Source organism: Paraburkholderia aspalathi, from assembly GCF_905220735.1.
Taxonomy (GTDB): domain Bacteria; phylum Pseudomonadota; class Gammaproteobacteria; order Burkholderiales; family Burkholderiaceae; genus Paraburkholderia; species Paraburkholderia aspalathi.
Genome location: NZ_CAJNBA010000007.1, coordinates 183,434 through 202,478, shown reverse-complemented (window position 1 = coordinate 202,478; position 19,045 = coordinate 183,434). Strand labels below are relative to the sequence as shown.

General features: G+C 59.7%; 15 protein-coding genes and 1 pseudogene. 7 read left to right on the top strand and 9 right to left on the bottom strand.

Annotated elements, in window-relative coordinates; genetic code table 11:
- Positions 1-32 precede the first annotated feature (32 nt).
- From KHO30_RS31860 to KHO30_RS31850, 3 genes are read left to right on the top strand one after another with little or no spacing between them, the layout of a single operon-like run.
- Positions 33-857 (top strand): isocitrate lyase/PEP mutase family protein, encoded by an 825-nt coding sequence (locus KHO30_RS31860; RefSeq protein WP_211703309.1) that lies wholly within the window; start codon positions 33-35, stop codon positions 855-857.
- Positions 858-902: 45 nt separating this feature from the next.
- Complete coding sequence (locus KHO30_RS31855; protein WP_211703308.1) at positions 903-1,295, top strand: RidA family protein; 393 nt, start codon at positions 903-905, stop codon at positions 1,293-1,295.
- 22 nt (positions 1,296-1,317) lie between these two features.
- The gene (locus KHO30_RS31850) at positions 1,318-1,956 is read left to right on the top strand and encodes a DUF72 domain-containing protein (protein ID WP_211703307.1); all 639 of its coding nucleotides are present in this window, start codon (positions 1,318-1,320) and stop codon (positions 1,954-1,956) included.
- Positions 1,957-1,981: 25 nt separating this feature from the next.
- On the opposite strand, the gene KHO30_RS31845 is transcribed toward KHO30_RS31850, so the two are convergent.
- The 9 genes and pseudogenes from KHO30_RS31845 to KHO30_RS31805 form a co-directional block, all read right to left on the bottom strand.
- Complete coding sequence (locus KHO30_RS31845) at positions 1,982-2,746, bottom strand: class I SAM-dependent methyltransferase (RefSeq protein ID WP_211703306.1); 765 nt, start codon at positions 2,744-2,746, stop codon at positions 1,982-1,984.
- A gap of 707 nt (positions 2,747-3,453) precedes the next feature.
- Positions 3,454-3,960, bottom strand: coding sequence for a GNAT family N-acetyltransferase (locus KHO30_RS31840; protein WP_211703305.1), 507 nt, complete (start codon positions 3,958-3,960; stop codon positions 3,454-3,456).
- Between the two features lie 45 nt (positions 3,961-4,005).
- Positions 4,006-4,725, bottom strand: coding sequence for a class I SAM-dependent methyltransferase (locus KHO30_RS31835; RefSeq protein ID WP_211703304.1), 720 nt, complete (start codon positions 4,723-4,725; stop codon positions 4,006-4,008).
- 34 nt (positions 4,726-4,759) lie between these two features.
- Positions 4,760-5,194 carry a GNAT family N-acetyltransferase gene (locus KHO30_RS31830; protein ID WP_211703303.1) on the bottom strand — a complete coding sequence of 145 codons (435 nt, stop codon included), beginning with the start codon at positions 5,192-5,194 and terminating at the stop codon, positions 4,760-4,762.
- Between the two features lie 155 nt (positions 5,195-5,349).
- Positions 5,350-5,850, bottom strand: a complete 501-nt coding sequence (locus KHO30_RS31825) for a cytochrome b family protein (RefSeq protein WP_211703302.1) — start codon at positions 5,848-5,850, stop codon at positions 5,350-5,352.
- Between the two features lie 263 nt (positions 5,851-6,113).
- A pseudogene (locus tag KHO30_RS31820) lies at positions 6,114-7,564 on the bottom strand (IS1182 family transposase).
- Positions 7,565-7,856: 292 nt separating this feature from the next.
- Positions 7,857-8,426, bottom strand: coding sequence for a hypothetical protein (locus tag KHO30_RS31815; RefSeq protein WP_093645158.1), 570 nt, complete (start codon positions 8,424-8,426; stop codon positions 7,857-7,859).
- Positions 8,427-8,982: 556 nt separating this feature from the next.
- The gene (locus KHO30_RS31810) at positions 8,983-10,122 is read right to left on the bottom strand and encodes a sensor histidine kinase (RefSeq protein ID WP_211703301.1); all 1,140 of its coding nucleotides are present in this window, start codon (positions 10,120-10,122) and stop codon (positions 8,983-8,985) included.
- A 712-nt stretch (positions 10,123-10,834) separates the two neighbouring features.
- A complete protein-coding gene (locus KHO30_RS31805; protein ID WP_093639713.1) occupies positions 10,835-11,026 on the bottom strand; it encodes a rubredoxin in 192 nt (63 codons plus the stop codon).
- Positions 11,027-11,351: 325 nt separating this feature from the next.
- Here KHO30_RS31805 and KHO30_RS31800 point away from each other — a divergent pair, with 325 nt between their 5' ends.
- The 4 genes from KHO30_RS31800 (at position 11,352) to parC (ending at position 18,753) form a co-directional block, all read left to right on the top strand.
- Positions 11,352-11,753, top strand: coding sequence for a DUF4399 domain-containing protein (locus KHO30_RS31800; protein WP_054035043.1), 402 nt, complete (start codon positions 11,352-11,354; stop codon positions 11,751-11,753).
- A gap of 238 nt (positions 11,754-11,991) precedes the next feature.
- Positions 11,992-13,923 carry an ATP-binding cassette domain-containing protein gene (locus KHO30_RS31795; RefSeq protein ID WP_093639323.1) on the top strand — a complete coding sequence of 644 codons (1,932 nt, stop codon included), beginning with the start codon at positions 11,992-11,994 and terminating at the stop codon, positions 13,921-13,923.
- Positions 13,924-14,375: 452 nt separating this feature from the next.
- On the top strand, positions 14,376-16,361 hold the full coding sequence (locus tag KHO30_RS31790) for a DNA topoisomerase IV subunit B (protein ID WP_211703300.1): 1,986 nt from the start codon (positions 14,376-14,378) through the stop codon (positions 16,359-16,361).
- Between the two features lie 67 nt (positions 16,362-16,428).
- Positions 16,429-18,753 carry a DNA topoisomerase IV subunit A gene (gene parC / locus KHO30_RS31785; protein ID WP_211703299.1) on the top strand — a complete coding sequence of 775 codons (2,325 nt, stop codon included), beginning with the start codon at positions 16,429-16,431 and terminating at the stop codon, positions 18,751-18,753.
- The last annotated feature ends 292 nt before the right edge of the window (positions 18,754-19,045 follow it).

Genomic DNA, 19,045 nt, shown 5'->3' with positions numbered 1-19,045 from the left:
CAACGGCTCCCAACTGCTATCAGGAGCCCGTCATGTCACGCACCATTACTGAAAAACGCGCCGCCTTTCGCGCACTGCATGCATCTGGCTGCTTCATGCTGCCAAATCCTTGGGACACGGGCAGCGCCCGCTACCTCGCGAGCCTTGGTTTCCAGGCGATTGCGACCACCAGTTCCGGTTTCGCGTGGTCGACCGGTCGCGCAGACAATCACGTGACGCGCGAGATCATTCTTGCGCATCTGCGCGACATGGTTGCGGCAACCGATCTGCCAGTGAACGCCGACTTTGAAAACGGGTTCGGAGATAATCCGGCCGACGTCGCCCAAAGCGTAAAGCTGGCGATTGAAACAGGAGTCGCCGGCCTTTCCATCGAAGACTCCACCGGAAATGCCGAAAGCCCGCTGTTCCCGCTAGAGGTAGCCGTCGAACGGCTGGAAGCGGCACGGCAGGCAATCGACGAGAGCGGCGGTGATACGCTGCTGATTGGTCGCGCGGAAAATTTCTTTGTTGGGGTGCCCGACATGAACGATACGTTGACACGGCTCAAGGCATACGCGGCAGCCGGCGCGGATTGTCTGTACGCCCCCGGTATCCAGACACGCGAACAGATCAAAACCGTCGTTGCCGCCGTTGCTCCCAGGCCAGTGAACGTGTTGATCGGCTCGCAGTCCACGCTTACGCTGCAGGACCTGGCCGCGCTCGGCGTGCGGCGCGTCAGCGTCGGCGGGGCGCTCGCGCGGGCTGCATGGGGTGGCTTCATGCGGGCAGCGCAATCGCTCGCCAACGGACGCTTCGATGGGTTCGCCGACGCTGCCTCAGGCGCGCAGTTGAATGCGCAATTTCTCGACGGCGCTTAAAGGTCGTGGTCCGCTCGAACTCTGTCTATTTTCAAGGAGAACATCATGGCCCGTGAAATCATTCGTGTAGAACCACTGTCGAGCTGGCTGGAGCGCTGGAAGGCGCCGACATCCGCCGTTACGCGTCACGGCGACACGATCTACGTGTCAGGTTTCCCGCCTTTCGATCCGCAGACCGGCGAAGTACTGGATGCACCGATAGAGCAGCAGACCGAGCGCGTGCTGGCACAACTGAAACTGTGCGTAGAGACGGCGGGGTCTTCGCTCGATCAGGTGCTGAAGTGCAACGTCTACTGCACGTCGGTAACGATGTTCCCGGTCGTCAACGAGATCTATGCGAGATTCTTCGGTACGCAGCCACCGGCACGGATTTTCGTCAACGTGCCGGCGTGGCCTGGACATTTCGACATTGAAATTGATTGCGTCGCAGCGGTATGAGCGACGGTAAAGGGCCGGACGAGTGGACCGCGCTGCTCGATCGCCGGCGATCGAGCCGCTCCGCGCCGCAGGCAAACTGGGGGCGGTGCATTTCCAGTTTGCGTCCTGGGTCGTCAGCAATCCGGACGGCCGCGCGCACGTCGATCACTGCGCTGACCAGATGGAAGGCTTCACTGTCGCTGCGGAATTCCGACACCGCTCATGCTTTAGCGAAGCGGCGGCCGCTGGAACGCTTCAGAGCGAGCGCTCGCGCCATCTCGTCAACGTCATCGTCGACGAACCTCAGGATTCCGGGAACAGCGTGCCCGCTGTATGGGAGGTGACGAACGACGGCCTCGCTATCGTGCGTCTGCACGGCCGGAATCATGAGACGTGGAACGTCAAGGATGCCAAGGCCGCGAGTGATCGCTTCAACTATGACGATAGCGACGAGGAGCTTGCGGAGTTGGCGGAGAAGATTCGAATTATTGCGAGTCAAGTTTCGCGCACGCACGTGATTTTCAACAACAATTACGTATACACGGTAATGTTATCCAGCGTCAGGTGGCTAGCTTTGGACGCTCAACTCCGACGAGGGCCTGCTTCAGGCGGCCTTGCGCCGTACGTGGGTCGTTCTTCGACCCTCAAGGGACAGTCGTCGCTCCCAGTAACAGCCATTTAAAGCTAACCCGTAAGGTGCGTCCAGACTAGGGGGCCACGGCCGTAACAATCGGCTGGTAATAGCCAGTGACAGTTGATGGGAGGATCTGTACGTCGCTGAATCCGACCACAGCGGCAAGAGTCGCCACTTCCCCGGGCGTAATAGCACGATAGCGACCGACGAAATGGGTCGACTGCCAGTCGAGGCTCTTCGTCTGGCGAGTGATGTACAAATGAACTGTGTAACGTCGAGCGTCTTGCCAGTCCCAGACCTGATGCACAATGCGGCGCAGTCCGTTATCCATGAACAGTGATGGCGGTAACATAATCGGTCGCTGAGTCAGTAATGCGTCGTAGTCCCTCAAGCTAACAAACAGCTTGCCTCGCGGTCGTAGGCTCCTGAGCATCGCAGCCAATGCTTTGGTGACCTCCTCGTCGCTATCCAAGTGCGGAATGGCGTTGTCGAAAGCTACAACCGTTCCGTAGTCTTGCGCCTTGCACGTGGCCAGCAACCTCATGTCGTCCACGCGGAATTTGACGTCCAGATTTCGCAGAGCGGCCTCCCGTGCTGCACGCTCGACTTCCGTCTTTGATATATCCGTACCCTCAACGTCATATCCCGCGCGTGCGAGAGCTAACGCTTGAGTACCGATTCCGCATGCGCAATCGAGGATAGTGCCAGGCACACCAGACGGGCACATGAGCGGCGCCAATACCGCCCGTTGACGCTCGATCGCCTTATCCCAGTCATCGAAAATCAAGTGATAAGAGGATGCCATGTCATCGTAAAAGCTCTCTGCGGACTGACTCATGGAACACCTGTGAGATTGTGATACTCGTCTGCTTTAAGCCGCATTGTCGACGATTTCCACTGTAGTGTCGGAGGTCCCAAACTGGCCGGAACGGGGCAAACGCCAATGGCTGGGCGAATGCGATCCGATGACGACTGTACGTTAGGTCGGTCGAACGCGATTTCGCTGTCCAAGAAAGCGTTGTGAGTGGACTATTTCTCTATTTTCGCCCTGCGCCACGGCGCGGCCTTTGCAGTTCGCGAGGCATGCCATCCGATGGAAAGGTCTGCCAATTCAAGAATCGTGCTGTCGAGCTCCAGTATGTTTTGCAAACTCACTACGACTGCATCGCTTTCTTGAGTGGGTTCCGATCCGGATCCGTGAAATTGCCATGCTCCGTCCTCGGCATCATGCGAGACGTATGAGATCCAATCGCCAGCAAACACGACTCTCCGGCTTGCTATCACGGCCACGTTTGACGGGTCACTGAAAGTCGACATTTCGCTTACATTGCCTTGAACATTCGGACGCAGATTGTCACCGATTCACGGCCCGCAGTCGACCGGCCGGTTGTGGCCGTTCACTGACACATGCAAATGGCATGGGCTGCGTGAATCTCACGCGGCCGTGATCGGCAGATCGCGACTCCGAAGAGACATTCGGCAATTCCGATTGCGGCCATTCATGGCGTCTTCGACAACGACAAAGACTCGAAGGATCTTCGCGGATCAATCGGTTTTGGCCAAGAAGCCGCAACTACTAAAGAGTCGCTCGGACGCGTCGTTGCCCGCAGTAATCATCGCGCAGCATTCGATGGTATCGAGCGCAGCGAGCGACATGGCCGCTGCGTTCACTAATGTTCTGCCGTCTCCCGACCGTTTGCGCGACGGTGTCGTAGCGACGACTGCGATGACCGGGCAGCCGTAAGGTTTGTAGTCGCAAACGAGACACGCAGACAGAATATTCCCAGCTTCTTCAATCGCCCACGACGCCGACGGAATCCATTCTCCGTACCGGCCACCGAGAATCGCTGCCGCCTTTAATGCATATTGCGATTCGGCTTCACCTGCGTCATCGATCGTCCCAAGGAACGCCCAAAAGAAGAGCGTTCCCAACGCAGGCACGTCGTCCACCGTTACGTTGCGCAGGTTGGACAGTCTCACCCCTGCACTAGGATTGGCCGATAGAGACCGTTGCCACAGTCGGGCGTCGCGCTCATGCGTCGTATTCGACATTGCTGCGTTCTCCTCCACGTGACCGCTCGACGCGGAATAAAGATGTCACGCCGGCTTCTGCCACTCCATGATGTGAAAGAATGGAACCCGTCTGTAGCGGTCTGCTTTCGCGGAGTCGCCCCCGGTGGGTGGTGGCTCTGAGAAATGCCTTAATATCAGACCGGTGTCTAGAAACAGTTTCATGTAGCTAGACAAAGGCCGGTGAAAATTCTTAATCCGTATTCCCTGCCATTCGGCTGAAATCGGACGTTCTTCCAGATAGTGATCGATGCAAAAACGGGCAACTCCATCGCTGCCTGTAGCCCATCCTTGTGGCATCCCGGCAGTGTTGAAGCTGGTTAAATTCGCGATCAACAGTGTGCCGCCGGGATTTAACACGCGGACCATATTATGTGTAGCGCGCGCTATGTCGGGAATGTCGATTAGCGACAGGTAGCTCACAACGAGATCAAACGACGCGCTTTCAAGGCAGAAATTTTCCGCGGACTCGATTCTATAATCGCCCCGAGCGTTCAATTCTCGGGCGCGTTGAATGAGCGCTCCGGTCGGGTCTATGCCGACGGTCCTGATTCCCTCCGCTTGCATGATCCGACAAAACCGACCTTCGCCACATCCAACATCGAGCGCGGTCACAAAGCCGCGATTCATGATGCGAGATCTCATAGGGCCATCGAGAACGAACCTGCGACCAAAGTCTCCATCTTCTCCTTGTGCAGCGATCCACGCAGATGCCGACTCGTCCCAACCAGACGAAGTTGTGGTCATGTCTACCTCGTAGTTCGTATTTTGGACCTTCCCTTCAAAGCATTTTGACGTGCGTAGCTGTCTCGTCCTCGATTGCACTGAACCCTAGTCGCGTATAGAAAGCAGCGGCGGCTTCGGTATCCGTCGAGAGCCGAACTACACGAAATCGTAATGACGCTCCCACGAGGAGCGCATTGACCAGCGCTTCGCCTACGCCACGACGCCGAAAGCCATTTGCGACATAGAGACGCCGCAACCGCGCGGTGTCGCCGGCTGGTTTATGCGGATCAACATTCAATCCAACGATACCCACGATGTTCATGTCGTCGATAGCCACTAGCAGGCGTTCGCCCGGCTTGTCGAACCTATTGCTGCCGTTTCTCCACTCCTCGATCAAACGTCTCATAAAGTTAAACCCTTCTTTCGATGCCTCACGTTCGAGGTCGACTAGCTGCGGAGAGAGGGTTTTAAGCGGAGTTATGACTAGCATGCTGTTTTCATAGGAGCGTGCTGCGACGGAATGTGCAGGACTGCAAGTTTCGACGGACCGATTGTCGGCGATCTACGCGACGTTGTCGACCGACTGAAAATGGCCGCACAGCGTCTATCGAGTCCGACAAACGTTGTCCCGTCCGGGCGCTTTTGCTAAAGCCCAGGTTCGCAGCTCGAATCCGGCGCGCGGTTGCGTGAGCACGTCAGATAGAGAAAAGCCCAGCAAACAAGCCCGGCGACCATTCCGACGGGCAAAGCAAATCGGATCAATCCGAGGTAAGGAGAATAGTGGTTGACGCCACGAGACTGCGGTAGGACTGCCGCGATCCATAGGCCCGTGGCAAGCAAAATGCCCAAAGCTGCAAAGTAAAGCCAATGCGAGGTCTGGAGCCTTTTTGCGACGAAGACGCCGCAAACGTAGAAAGGGAAGATTGGTAGACCAAAAATAGCCAGACCCAAAAGCGCAATACCTAGCTCGGTCGCAGAAAAACGCAAAAGGTTGGACACTATTCCGTGGCCCACAAAGACACTTGGAACCTGCGGGACACCTTCTGCCATGATTGCAGGAAGAAACGTCATCGCACCCGCGGCCAGTGAAATTGGAAAAGCGATGATTGCACGCAACGGCGTTACGAACTGTGGTCGCTGTTTCATTTTGTTTTCCGATGTGCCGACCTCACGACCGGCAAGGAATATGGCATTGCTCGGCCGCGTTCCCAATGAGCAAATTCACCATCGATTGTCGGCGATCTGAGTGCCCGCGTCGAGTGACTGGAACTGGCCGAGGCCGTGTAAAAACGCGTGAGCCGGCGGTCTGTCGAGCGACTGGTGAGGCCGCGCCTTCGCAGCTTCCTGTCTTCCTGTTGTCTACGACTGAACTGATTGCGCCACGCCAACAAGCAAAGGCAGGCGTGAGATTACGCGCCTGCGAGCTTCATCGCTCGCAGTGTCTTTGCAAATCCGAGGATCTTCATGACGCGTTTGAGGTTGTACGCCAGCACATGCAAGCTCATTTCAGTCGAAACGTTCCCAAGCCTGCGCATCTGGAAGTGGGTTGAGCCCATCCAGTGCTTCAGCGTGCCAAACACGTGTTCGACCGTTCGTCGCCGTATTGTCATCGCGTCAAGCTGACGATCCAGTCTGCGTTGCATTCTGTCGAGTACCGCTTCGTGTTCCCATCGGCGAATGCGCCGATACGGCGCCGGCGTGCACTGCTTTCTGAGCGGACAGTGTGGGCAGGCAGTGCTCCAGTAGGTCCGCAGTTTCAGCAGATTGGCACTCTCCAACGAGGTGTAGCGGTATATCGCGTTGCCCTGCCGGACACAGATACTGGTCGTCTCTGGCGATGTAAATGAAGTCGGCCCGGTCGAAGCGACCGTCAGCCTTTGCACCGGAGGTTTGTGATTTGGGCACCAATGCCGTAATGCCCGCGTCGTCGCATGCCTTGATCTCTGGTGCGCTGAAGTATCCACGGTCTGCCAGTGCCTTGATTTTCTTCTTGCCCATCGCGTCGTGCGCCGCTTTGGCCATTGGGCTCAACTGCGTCCGGTCGTTGCCGACATTCGTGACTTCGTGGGTAACGATGAGATGGTGCCGGGCGTCGACGGCGACCTGAACGTTATAGCCAACCACGCCCGTACCCTTGGCTTGAGAGACCATTGAGCGTGAGTCGGGATCGGTCAGCGAGACCTGCTTTTCCGGCAGGTCGTTTAGAAGCTCCGCTGCGCGATCCAGATCGCGCATCTGTTCACGCAGCGTCTCAATCTTCTCCCGTAGGCGTTCAGTCTTCGCTTCTACCTCGGCTGGTTGAGTGCGATCGGCGGTCTCCAGTGCGTCCAGATAACGCTGGATGCTTTGCTCGATCTGCTCCTGACGTCGTGCAATCTTGTTGGGCGTGAAGTTGTTGTCGCGGCTGTTGACCGCCTTGAACTTGCTACCGTCGATGGCTACGACACGCTTGTGTAAACAGCTTCAGCTCCCGGCATATCATCACGAAGCGACGGCACACGTTGCGAATGCCCTCACCATTGTTCCGCCTGAACTCGGCAATCGTCTTGAAGTCTGGCGCAAGCCGGCCGGTCAGCCACATCAATTCGACATTGCGCTGGCACTCCCGCTCCAGGCGTCGGCTAGACTGCACGCGATTGAGATAGCCGTAGATATAGATCTTGAGCAGCACGGCCGGGTGGTAAGAAGGTCGCCCGGTGCTTGCCGGCGTGGTGCCTTCGAATCCGAGGGATGCCAGTTCGAGTTCTTCGACGAAGGCGTCGACAATCCGCACAGGATTATCTTCAGCGATAAAGTCATCGAGACACTCCGGCAGGAGTGTCGTCTGACTGCGTTCCGCACCTTCGACAAATCGCCCCATCTGCGCCTCTTGTTTCAGCGGGTTGATTTAGTCTAGGTGATCACGCGCGTTTTTACACGGCCTCGGCCGAACTCGGCCCGACACCTGATCGGCTCAGTACGACCCGCAACGGACCGCCGGAAAGATGCGATCAGATCGGTTTTTGAAGGGTCGCGTCTGCCGCAGCTCCGATTGGCCGAGCGCGCCGCTGCGCCAGCGAAAGCCGGGCGCCGGGCGGCCTGCGCACCAAAGCGGCAAGCGTCGTCGTACCGATGTCGCTGCCACCTTTCCCCTGAAGCCGTGTCCCGTCCGCCTAACGGAATCCGTAGGCGAGCACCTTTTTGCCCTCGAAACTGATTTGCACCGCTTCGGAGCATGGGTTCCCACACGTGCCATCGACGGTGGGAGGCGCAGCAGCGAAGGGGACCGTCTCACTGGTCATTTCGCCGATCACCAGTGTCGCATCCGACGAGATAACGATATTCACGACGAGCACCACGCCTGCGGGACTCGCTTTCGTGCCGTAGTTGATCGTCATCGTTCCCGTGCAATCGCTGTTCACGTTGTAGGTGCCGAACTGAACGGAGTTGAAGGCGCCGCCCGACTTTGGCAAGCCGCCGATATTGCCCGCATCGTTTCGCGTGAAGTTGCCGTTGGCGTCGAAGTTGACGACGGCGACATCGTTGAGCAGCAGCCGAGACTTTGCGTAGTGAACCGCACCATCCGTGCCGATGATGCCGAGTATTTCGCCTTGAGCGCTGAATCCATACAGGCCTCTCAGCGTTTCGTTGGAACAGGTGGGGTCTTTGGCATGCGCCGCACCGCTCAACGACAGAAGGGTGGCCGCAACGGCCGCCGCGCAGGTCAAACTTTTGCTTTTCATGTTCATCTCCTTGTCACCGACCACGGGCGCTTCGCAGGGTGTGCGTGATGTCAAGGCGCTTGCACAGGCACAAAGCGTCCGGCAGAGGCTGGCCAGCGGCGGCGCACCGCGCCGCTCACGTTGACCTGTTTCATTGTGGTCAGAAGCGCGAGCCTGTGCCATCGACAGAACATGAAGAAATCGTTAACCATGCGTCGACGGTATGTGGCAAAAGTCACGCGAAACACGCAGGGCGGCGCACATCGCCCTAGTCGCCCGCGCCAATCCCCGACCCGCGAGTGAGGCGGGCGTGGAGACGATGGAACGCGCTTCGTCAGGTACCGGACCTGCTACAGCAAGGGTGGCAATCCATATATCTGACGGGCGTTGCGCCTGTCATTCCACCCCCTGAACTATCTCAGTCCGAGAAGACCCAGCAAAGTTACTTTGCTTTGAACGGCTCAGGTCGATCCACAGGCGCCATTTCGACTCGACGCATGAATGAAGGCTTTCCACGCAGCATGTGCCTGCAACAGCCGTAGGCGAGTGGATCACTCCACCTCGCAGTGGGCGACCGTCAACGCGTCGTTATGGCTCCGTCCTCACGCGGGAGAGACACTGAAAATGAGGTCTCCGTCTCGTCGGACCGCGCTTCGATCGCGCCGTGATGGGCCTTGGCGATTTCGCTTGCAATAAAAAGTCCCAAGCCGAGGCTACCAGTGCAGTCGTATCTACTCTGCTGGTCCGGCCCCCGCATCAGGGGATCGAAGATGCGCGTTAGCGTTGCGCGCTCGATGGAAGGTCCGGAGTTGCTGACGTCGATTCGGACATGCGTTACTCCGCCCGTTACCGTCACGAGCACCGGAGTGTCTGGTGCCCCGTACTTGATGGCATTGAGTACAAGATTTCCAAGCAATTGCTGCAGGCGCGGGCCGTCCCATAGTCCCTGTAAATTACCACTCACGCGCAGTTCAATCTGCCTGTCAGGATGAACTGCACGCAACTCGTCGAGCTCATCGGCAAGCACGTTTGCCAAATTGACACTCGTGGGTGTGACGTTGATGCCCAAGCCCAATTTGGTCCGATTAAAATCGGTCAGGTCGTCAAGCAACGTTTGAATCCGGGCCCCGCTACGGATCAGACGGGCGGCGGCTTCCGATACCCGCGCCCCAGCATTCAGTGCTTCCAGATACGATGCAGTCATCTGAATCGCCTGTAGAGGGCTGCGCATGTCGTGCCCCAACATGCCAAGCAGGAGGTTACGGCTCTGCTCGACCTGCGCACTGAAAACGGCGACCGATTCGGCAAGTGCCTGATCGATCGCTTCATTGAAGCGAATGACGTCGTCCAGATCAGGTGTTTCAGGTTGGCAATCGTCCATCCACAAGCGAAGCACACTTGCCCGCAGCGCACGATATTCCGCGGCGAGCTGTTTGATATTGAAACCGGCCCGTGCCCTCAGAAGGGCATGTGTTTGCGAGGCTGTTTCGGTCGCATCGATCAGGCTGGGGCCGCGGCCTAGTGATTTTTCGCGTTGGGCTTCTCTAGTTTGCGAAGTTTGCAAGTCCTTTGCCACGGCGTGCAGGATTTGCTGCGCGTGGTCGCGTAACCCCAACGATTCCATGTCTGCCGCCGCCGGCAGGAGAGTCGTCGCGAATGCCTCCCATTGAACCAGAATCGGCTCCATGTCTCGCGAGATAAAGTCGGCAAGTCGCATGTCTGCGTCTCCAGGGCGGTAAGCGCGGTGTCGGGGTCCGATCAACGTGCCTATGTTACGCGCAAAATAGTGACTAATTTTGACCGGAAGATAACACCGTTGAAGACGACCGCAATTATCGGCAGCCGGCAACCTCGCTGCCAAACTTGGTGACGTGCGGAAGAATCGCGTTGCAAAAAATGGCGCGGGAGGATGACACCTTGGCATGCTCGCCAAACGGATACGCGAGCGTGGCATGAGACAAAGAACGCCGCGTTCTCGAGGGCAGGGTTGACGGGAAGCGGCCGTTTGCGCGACGTAAGCGAACGTCTGAAGTTGGCTGATTGTCGTCGGATGAACGCGTGCGAGTCGGGACTGCGCGATAGTCGGCGCAATGAGCCAAGAGGGGAAGTCTCGCTTGCTACAGATCTGCTACAGCAATAGCAAAAGTCCATATCTGACGGGCCTTGCCTGTCATTCCACCCCCTGAACTACAGGGCGAGGACCAAACCAAAACAGCCGCTGCAATCTCGCCGACAACCAACTCCCGGCAAGGACCAGGCGAGTCCAAATTCGCCAACGAGCGCAGAGCGCATCAAACACGCCTATCCACGAGGAGCGCCGCAAACCCCGTCCCACAAAGCAAACGGCCCAGCGGGCATCACCCACTGGGCCGCGCGAACCGCCCGGTGCACTACATCAAGCAGCGCACCCCCGGCTCAACCTGGCTCGCTCAGAATTCCACCACCGCAAACTCCGCCTTGCTGACATCGCACAGCGGGCAGCGCCAGTCGTCCGGAATCGCGGCGAAGCGCGTGCCCGGGGCGATACCTTCTTCGGGAAGGCCTTCTTCTTCGTTGTAGATCCAGCCGCAAATCAGGCAGACCCAGCTCTTATATTCAATCAGTTCAATTACTTCGCTCACGACGTACTCTTCTTTGGTTCGGTGCATTGATCCGCCAAATCTGCCCCTTTTTTGGGCATGGCGGCGATCCGCAATATTACCGGAATTTGTCAATTGGACAGATATTTACCCATGCGGCATCGCCGCAAAGTGCCTGAGACATGTCCGGGCCCGCGTGACGGACCCGTCATGCACAGCGTGTATGCTTTGATCCGCAGCTAGTCGTTTGGACAGGCGCGCCGGGCGCCTGGCATGCATTGCGACGATCGGCCTCAGGTAACTGGAACCACGATCGACGCCCGCATGGCCCGCGCATGACTCTCGTTTCCCAAAAAGGAGAAAAACGATGTTTAAAAACAAATGGTTGGCCGGAACTGTATTGGCCGGGTTGCTCGCGGTATCGGGCGCGGCGCAGGCCGCTGGCGTGTCTTTCGTGCAACCGGCGGACGGCGCGACCGTCACCAATCCGGTGCACGTGGTGTTCGGCGTCGACGGCATGAAGATCGCGCCGGCTGGCACGATGACGGAAGGCACGGGCCATCATCATCTGCTGATCGACGGTAAGCCGCTTCCCAAGGGCGAAGTGATTCCCGCCACCGACAAATCGCTTCACTTCGGCAAAGGCCAGACCGAAACCGATCTGACGCTGCCGCCGGGTGACCACACGCTGACGCTGCAATTCGGTGACGGCGCGCATCGTTCGTATGGCCCCGAAATGAGCAAAACCATCACAGTGCACGTGAAGTAACGTCACAGGTGAGGCGGCTGGACGAGCGCGAGCGCCGTCCGGCCGCGTTGTTCTGTTTTATCTCCTGGCTCGCGCAGCGCTTGAACCCAGGCGGATCCGGTCTGCATCGGGCTTGCGTACGGTTCCTCCCCATTTTGCAAGCCGGTCATTCGGCCTATCTCTTCCGGCAGACAGGCACCCGCCCGCGCGCCCGGTACAATGAGCAGTTCCGACTCATCGCTGTCTTCTCCAATTCTCCATGTCGCTTTACACCATTACCGGGGCCCAACTGGCGTTCGGTCACGTCGCGTTGCTCGATCACGCGGATTTCTCTCTCGAAGCGGGCGAGCGCGTTGGGCTGATCGGCCGTAACGGCGCGGGCAAGTCGTCGCTGCTGAAAATCGTCGCCGATCTGACCAAGCCGGACGACGGCCTCGTCACGCGGCAACAGGGCCTGACGTCGGTCTACGTGCCGCAGGAGCCGGAGTTCGATACGGACGACACGGTGTTCGAAGCGGTCGCTGCCGGCCTAACCCACGCCCGCGATCTGCTGGATCAATACGACGCGGTCGCCAATCAGCTCGCCGACGAGCCGGAAGGCCCGGAGCACGACGCGCTGATGTCGCGCATGAACACGCTGCAATCGGCGCTCGACCATTCGGACGCCTGGAACTGGAGCACGCGCGTGGCCACCACGCTGCAGCAGATCGGTTTGAATGGCGAGGCGCGGGTCGGTTCGCTGTCGGGCGGGATGCAAAAGCGCGTCGCGCTGGCGCGTGCGCTGGTCGTGCAGCCGGATGTGCTGCTGCTCGACGAGCCGACCAACCACCTGGACTTCGACGGCATCCGCTGGCTCGAGGAACTGCTGGTCTCGCTGCGCGCGGGTTTGCTCTTCATCACCCACGATCGCGCGTTTCTCGACCGTGTGGCCACGCGCATCGTCGAACTGGATCGCGGGCGTCTGCTGTCGTATCCGGGTAATTTCAGCGCCTACCAGACCAGGAAGGCACAGCAGCTTGAAGTGGAGCAAGTGGAAGCGGCCAAGTTCGACAAGTTGCTCGCACAGGAAGAAGTGTGGATTCGCAAAGGCGTGGAAGCACGCCGTACGCGTAGCGTCGGCCGGATCGCGCGGCTCGTGGAGATGCGCAACGAGCGCGCCGAACGCCGCAACGTCCAGGGCAACGTCAAGCTCGACGTGGGCCAGGGCGAGAAGTCCGGCAAGATCGTCGCTGAGCTGACCGACGTCACCAAGCGCTACGGTTCGCGCACGGTGGTCGATACCTTCACGGCCACGGTGATGCGCGGCGACAAGATCGGCTTTGTCGGTCCGAACGGTGCGGGCAAGACCACGTTGCTGAAGATGATCCTCGGCGAATTGCCGCCGGACGAAGGCACGGTGCGAATCGGCACCAATCTGCAGGTTGCATACTTTGACCAGATGCGCGCGCAGCTCGATCTGGACAAGAGCCTCGCCGATACGATCAGCCCGGGTAGCGAGTGGGTTGAAGTCAACGGCCAGAAGAAGCACGTGATGAGCTATCTCGGCGACTTCCTGTTCGCGCCGGAACGCGCGCGGTCGCCGGTTAAGTCGCTGTCGGGCGGCGAGCGCAATCGCCTGCTGCTCGCGCGCCTGTTCGCGCGGCCGGCCAACGTGCTGGTGCTCGACGAACCGACCAACGACCTCGACATCCCGACGCTCGAACTGCTCGAAGAATTGCTCACCGAATACGACGGCACCGTGCTGCTGGTCAGCCACGATCGCGCGTTCCTCGATAACGTCGCGACCTCGGTGATCGCGTCGGAAGGCGGCGGCAAGTGGCGCGAGTACGTCGGTGGCTTTACGGACTGGCAGATTCAGCGCGACCGTTCGCAACAGATGGCGCAGGACGCGCAGAAAGACGCGGCTAAAGAAGTGGCGTCGAAAGACAGCGGCGCAGCCAGCGCGGGCCGTAATACGCAGCGCGCGGCCAAGCTGTCGTTCAAGGACCAGCGCGAGCTCGAGGCGTTGCCGGCGAAAATTGCCGCGCTCGAAGCGGAGCAGAAAACCATTGGCGCCCAACTCGAAGACGGTTCGGTCTTCGCGAAAGATGCTCAGGAAGGTACGCGTCTGACCGAGCGCTACGCCGCGATCGACGAGGAACTGCTGATCGCGCTGGAACGCTGGGACGAGCTGGAAAACAAGCGCAAGTGATACAGGGGGGCGGCGTGATCCGAGGTTGCGCCGAATTCATGCAGAGGACGGGGGGCGCGGCTGCGCAGCGGGCCCGTCGCAGTTTTTTACGGTCCCGTAGCGGTTTCATCGCGGTCGCACAATTGGCCGAAGTCGCGCGTCGCGCCTTATCCAAACGGCCAATCCCGCACCACGTGAATTGCCGCCCGTATCGAAATCAGTAAAATACCCCGCGAACAGGCTTCCCCGGCGTTCGCACCGGCTGGCCGTTGCCGGGCTGTTGAGTAAGCCCGCATCGAGCCGCCGTCGAGCGCGCCCATGGGAAGCCAGGCGATAAAACACGTTGCCCGCACTGCGGGCACCCCACCTAACCCCGTTGTTTCGTTTCGCTTTTTTTGAAAACTCAACGCATTGTCCACGGACCTGCCTACAGGACCTGTGGACAACGATGAACCGACGCACCCGAGTCAACCATGTCTACGAAAAAGCCAAACGCCGCGTATAGCGAAGCGTCGATCAAGGTGTTGAAGGGCCTGGAGCCGGTCAAGCAACGGCCCGGGATGTACACCCGCACCGAAAATCCGCTGCACATCATTCAGGAAGTTATCGACAACGCGTCGGACGAGGCCCTTGGCGGCCACGGCCGGCAAATCACGGTCACGCTGCACACGGACCATTCGGTCTCGGTCGAAGACGACGGCCGCGGCATTCCGTTCGGCCTGCATCCGGAAGAAGGCGTGCCGGTTGTCGAAATCGTTTTCACGCGCCTGCACGCTGGCGGCAAGTTCGATAAAGCCGCCGGCGGCGCGTACACGTTCTCGGGCGGCCTGCACGGCGTCGGCGTGTCGGTCACCAACGCGCTGTCCACCCGGCTCGACGTCACCGTATGGCGCGACGGCAAAATCGCCGAGCTGAGTTTTGCCAACGGCGACGTCGCCAAGCAGCTTGAAGTACGCCCCGCGACCAAAGGCGATAAGAAGTCGGGCACGCGCGTTACCGCGTGGGCCAATCCGAAGTACTTCGATTCACCGAACCTGCCGCTGGGCGAATTGCAGCGTCTGCTGCGCTCGAAGGCGGTGTTGTTGCCGGGCGTCGAAGTCACGCTGATCAACGAGAAAACCGGTGAAACGCAAACCTGGAAATACGAAGACGGTCTGCGCGGCTATCTGCTCGAAGGCATGAACGGCAGTGATCTGCTGATCCCGCTGTTCGAAGGCGAGCGCTATGTCGAAAACTCGCGCGCCAGTGAAGAGACGTTTGCCGAAGGCGAAGGCGCCTCATGGGTCGTCGCGTGGAGCGAAGAAGGCACGCTCATGCGCGAGTCGTACGTCAATCTGATTCCGACGCCTGCGGGCGGCACGCACGAATCCGGTTTGCGTGACGGTCTGTACCAGGCGGTGAAGAGCTTTGTCGAGTTGCATAACTTGCAGCCGAAGGGCGTGAAGCTGCTGGCGGAAGACGTGTTCGCGCGCGTGTCGTTCGTGCTGTCGGCGAAGGTGCTCGATCCGCAATTCCAAGGGCAGATCAAGGAGCGCCTGAATAGCCGCGATGCGGTCAAGCTGGTGTCGTCGTTCTCGCGGCCGGCTTTGGAGCTGTGGCTGAACCAGCACGTCGAGCACGGCAAGAAACTCGCGGACCTCGTCATCAAGCAGGCGCAGGCGCGCACGCGTGCTGGCCAGAAGGTCGAGAAGCGCAAGAGCTCGGGCGTGGCCGTTCTGCCGGGTAAGCTGACCGATTGCGAATCGACGGAAATCGGCCGCAATGAACTGTTCCTCGTCGAGGGTGACTCGGCGGGCGGTTCGGCGAAAATGGGCCGCGACAAGGAATACCAGGCGATCCTGCCGCTGCGCGGCAAGGTGCTGAACACGTGGGAAACCGAGCGTGACCGCCTGTTCGCCAACAACGAAGTGCACGACATTTCGGTGGCGATCGGCGTCGATCCGCATAGCCCGGACGACAAGGTCGATCTGTCGAATCTGCGTTACGGCAAGATCTGCATCTTGTCGGACGCTGACGTCGACGGTTCGCACATCCAGGTGTTGCTGCTCACGCTGTTCTTCAAACATTTCCCGCAGCTGATCGAGCGTGGGCATGTGTGCGTGGCGCGTCCGCCGCTGTTCCGGGTCGATGCACCCGCGCGGGGCAAGAAGCCGGCGCAGAAGCTCTACGCGCTCGACGAAGGCGAACTCGAAGCCATCCTCGACAAGCTGCGCAAAGACGGCGTACGCGATACGCAATGGTCCATCAGCCGTTTCAAAGGCCTGGGCGAAATGAGTGCGGAGCAGCTATGGGACACCACGATGAACCCTGACACGCGGCGACTGACGCCGGTGGCGCTCGGCGAACTCGACTACGACGCCACGGTGGCGCGCATGACGATGCTGATGGGCAAGGGCGAAGCGGCGTCGCGGCGCAGCTGGCTGGAAGAAAAGGGCAACGAAGTAGAAGCGGATATCTGAGCGGGCGTTCTTAACAACGCTCTGCCTTCGCACGAAACTTCACGCCAAACACGGATACGGAATCTAGATGGACGACGATAACACTCTCGACCTTTTCACCGAGCCGCCGCCCCCGGAGGGCGACTTCCTGACGCTCGGCAACTACGCGGAACGGCAGTACCTCGACTACGCGGTGAGCGTGGTCAAGGGGCGCGCGCTGCCTGACGTATGCGACGGCCAGAAGCCGGTGCAGCGCCGCATCCTGTTCGCCATGAACGACATGGGCCTTGGCGACAACGCCAAGCCCGTCAAGTCGGCGCGCGTGGTCGGCGATGTGCTGGGTAAGTACCACCCGCACGGCGACCAGTCGGCGTACGACGCGCTGGTGCGTCTCGCGCAAGACTTTTCAATGCGCTACCCGCTGATCGACGGCCAGGGCAACTTCGGTTCGCGCGACGGCGACGGCGCAGCGGCCATGCGCTACACCGAAGCGCGCCTGACGCCAATCGCGAAGCTGCTGCTCGACGAGATCGACCAGGGCACGGTCGACTTCATGAAGAACTACGACGGCGAGTTCGAAGAGCCGAGGCTGTTGCCCGCGCGCTTGCCGTTCGTGTTGCTGAATGGTGCATCCGGCATTGCCGTGGGTCTCGCCACGGAAATCCCGTCGCATAATCTGCGCGAAGTCGCAGCGGCTGCGGTGGCAATGATCCGCAATCCGAAGATCGAGCACGCCGAGTTGATGCAACACATCGCCGGGCCGGACTTCCCGGGCGGCGGCCAGATCATTTCGAGCGACGCCGAGATTTCCGCGGCCTACGAAACCGGCCGCGGCAGCCTGAAGGTGCGCGCCCGCTGGAAGATCGAAGAGCTCGCGCGCGGCCAGTGGCAGCTCGTGATTACCGAACTGCCGCCGAACACGGCCGCGCAGAAGGTGCTCGAAGAAATCGAAGAGCAGACCAACCCGAAGATCAAGCTCGGCAAGAAGGCGCTCACGCCCGAACAGTTGCAGACCAAGCAGACCATGCTCGCGCTGCTCGACGCAGTGCGCGACGAGTCGGGCCGGGACTCGCCGGTGCGTCTCGTGTTCGAGCCGAAGTCGAGCCGCATCGACCAAACTGAGTTCGTCAATTCGCTGCTCGCGCATACGAGCCTCGAATCGAACGCGTCGCTCAATATGGTGATGGTGGGCGGCGATGGCCGGCCGCGTCAGAAGGGCTTGAGCGAGATCATCCACGAGTGGATCGCGTTCCGCTTCGCGACGGTTACGCGCCGCACGCGTCATCGCTTGAGCAAGGTCGACGACCGGATCCATATTCTCGAAGGCCGGATGATCGTCTTCTTGAATATCGACGAAGTCATTCGCATCATCCGCGAATCGGATGAGCCGAAGGTCGCACTGATGGCCGCATTCGGCTTGTCGGACCGCCAGACCGAAGACATTCTCGAAATCCGCCTGCGTCAGTTGGCGCGTCTCGAGAAGATCAAGATCGAGAAGGAACTGTCCGAACTGCGCGACGAGAAGGCCAAGCTCGAAGAACTGCTCGGCAGCGAAACCGCGATGAAGCGTCTGCTCATCAAGGAAATCGAAGGCGACGCGAAGCAATACGGCGACGAGCGCCGCACGCTGATCCAGCAGGAAAAGCGCGCTACGTTCGAAGCACGCGTGGTCGACGAGCCGGTGACGGTAGTGGTGTCGCAGAAGGGCTGGGTCCGCGCGCTGAAGGGCCACGGCCTGGATGTGGCCGGCTTCACGTTCAAGGCCGGTGACGGCCTCTACGCAGCGTTCCAGTGCCGCACGCCGGATACGCTGGTCGCGTGGGGCAGCAATGGCCGCGTCTATTCGGTGGCGGTGGCGATGCTGCCGGGCGGACGGGGTGATGGCGTGCCGGTTACGTCGCTGATCGAACTCGAATCGGGTAGCCATCTGATGCATTACTACGCGGCGTCCGCAGATCAGGCATTGCTGCTTGCGTCGAGCAACGGCTTCGGCTTTGTCGCCAAGGTCGGCGATATGGTGAGCCGCGTGAAGGCGGGCAAGTCGTTCATGACGATCGACGCCGGCGCTGCACCGCTCGCGCCGATGCCGATGCTGCCGGATGCGACGCATATCGCGTGTCTGTCTTCGGGTGGACGCCTGCTGGTGTTCGGTCTCGACGAAATGAAGACGCTCTCGGGTGGCGGACGCGGCGTCACGCTGATGGCGCTCGACGACAAGGAAACGCTGGTGCAGGCGCTGTCCATCAACAAGGCGGGCGTGGTGTTGATCGGCACGCGTCGAGGTGGCCGTGTCGACGAAGAGAAGCTGAGCGGCGCCACGCTCACGCCGCATATCGGCAAGCGGGCGCGCAAGGGGCGTGCGCCTGAGAGCAAGATGAAGCTCGACAGTATGCGTCCGGTACTCGCTGCGTAATCGTAGCTAGTAGTTAGTAGCTAGCAGGTCGTAGCTGGAAGTAGGTAGAACCAGGCATGAACGCGGCGTGTGCTTTAAAGTGCAAACAGCAACAACGCGCACCTTGAAGCACACGCCGCACGCAGCAAAATTCCGGGGTGCAGCACCGTCGCGGTATCGGGCGCGCTGCAATAACAACTACAAAGAATGTTAAGACGCAGCCAGTACATGGAACTGAGCGCATAGCGCGCGGTCGAATGCGCTCAATAGCCGCTACAAATATCATTCGTCATAAGCGGCGTGGCGTCATCGG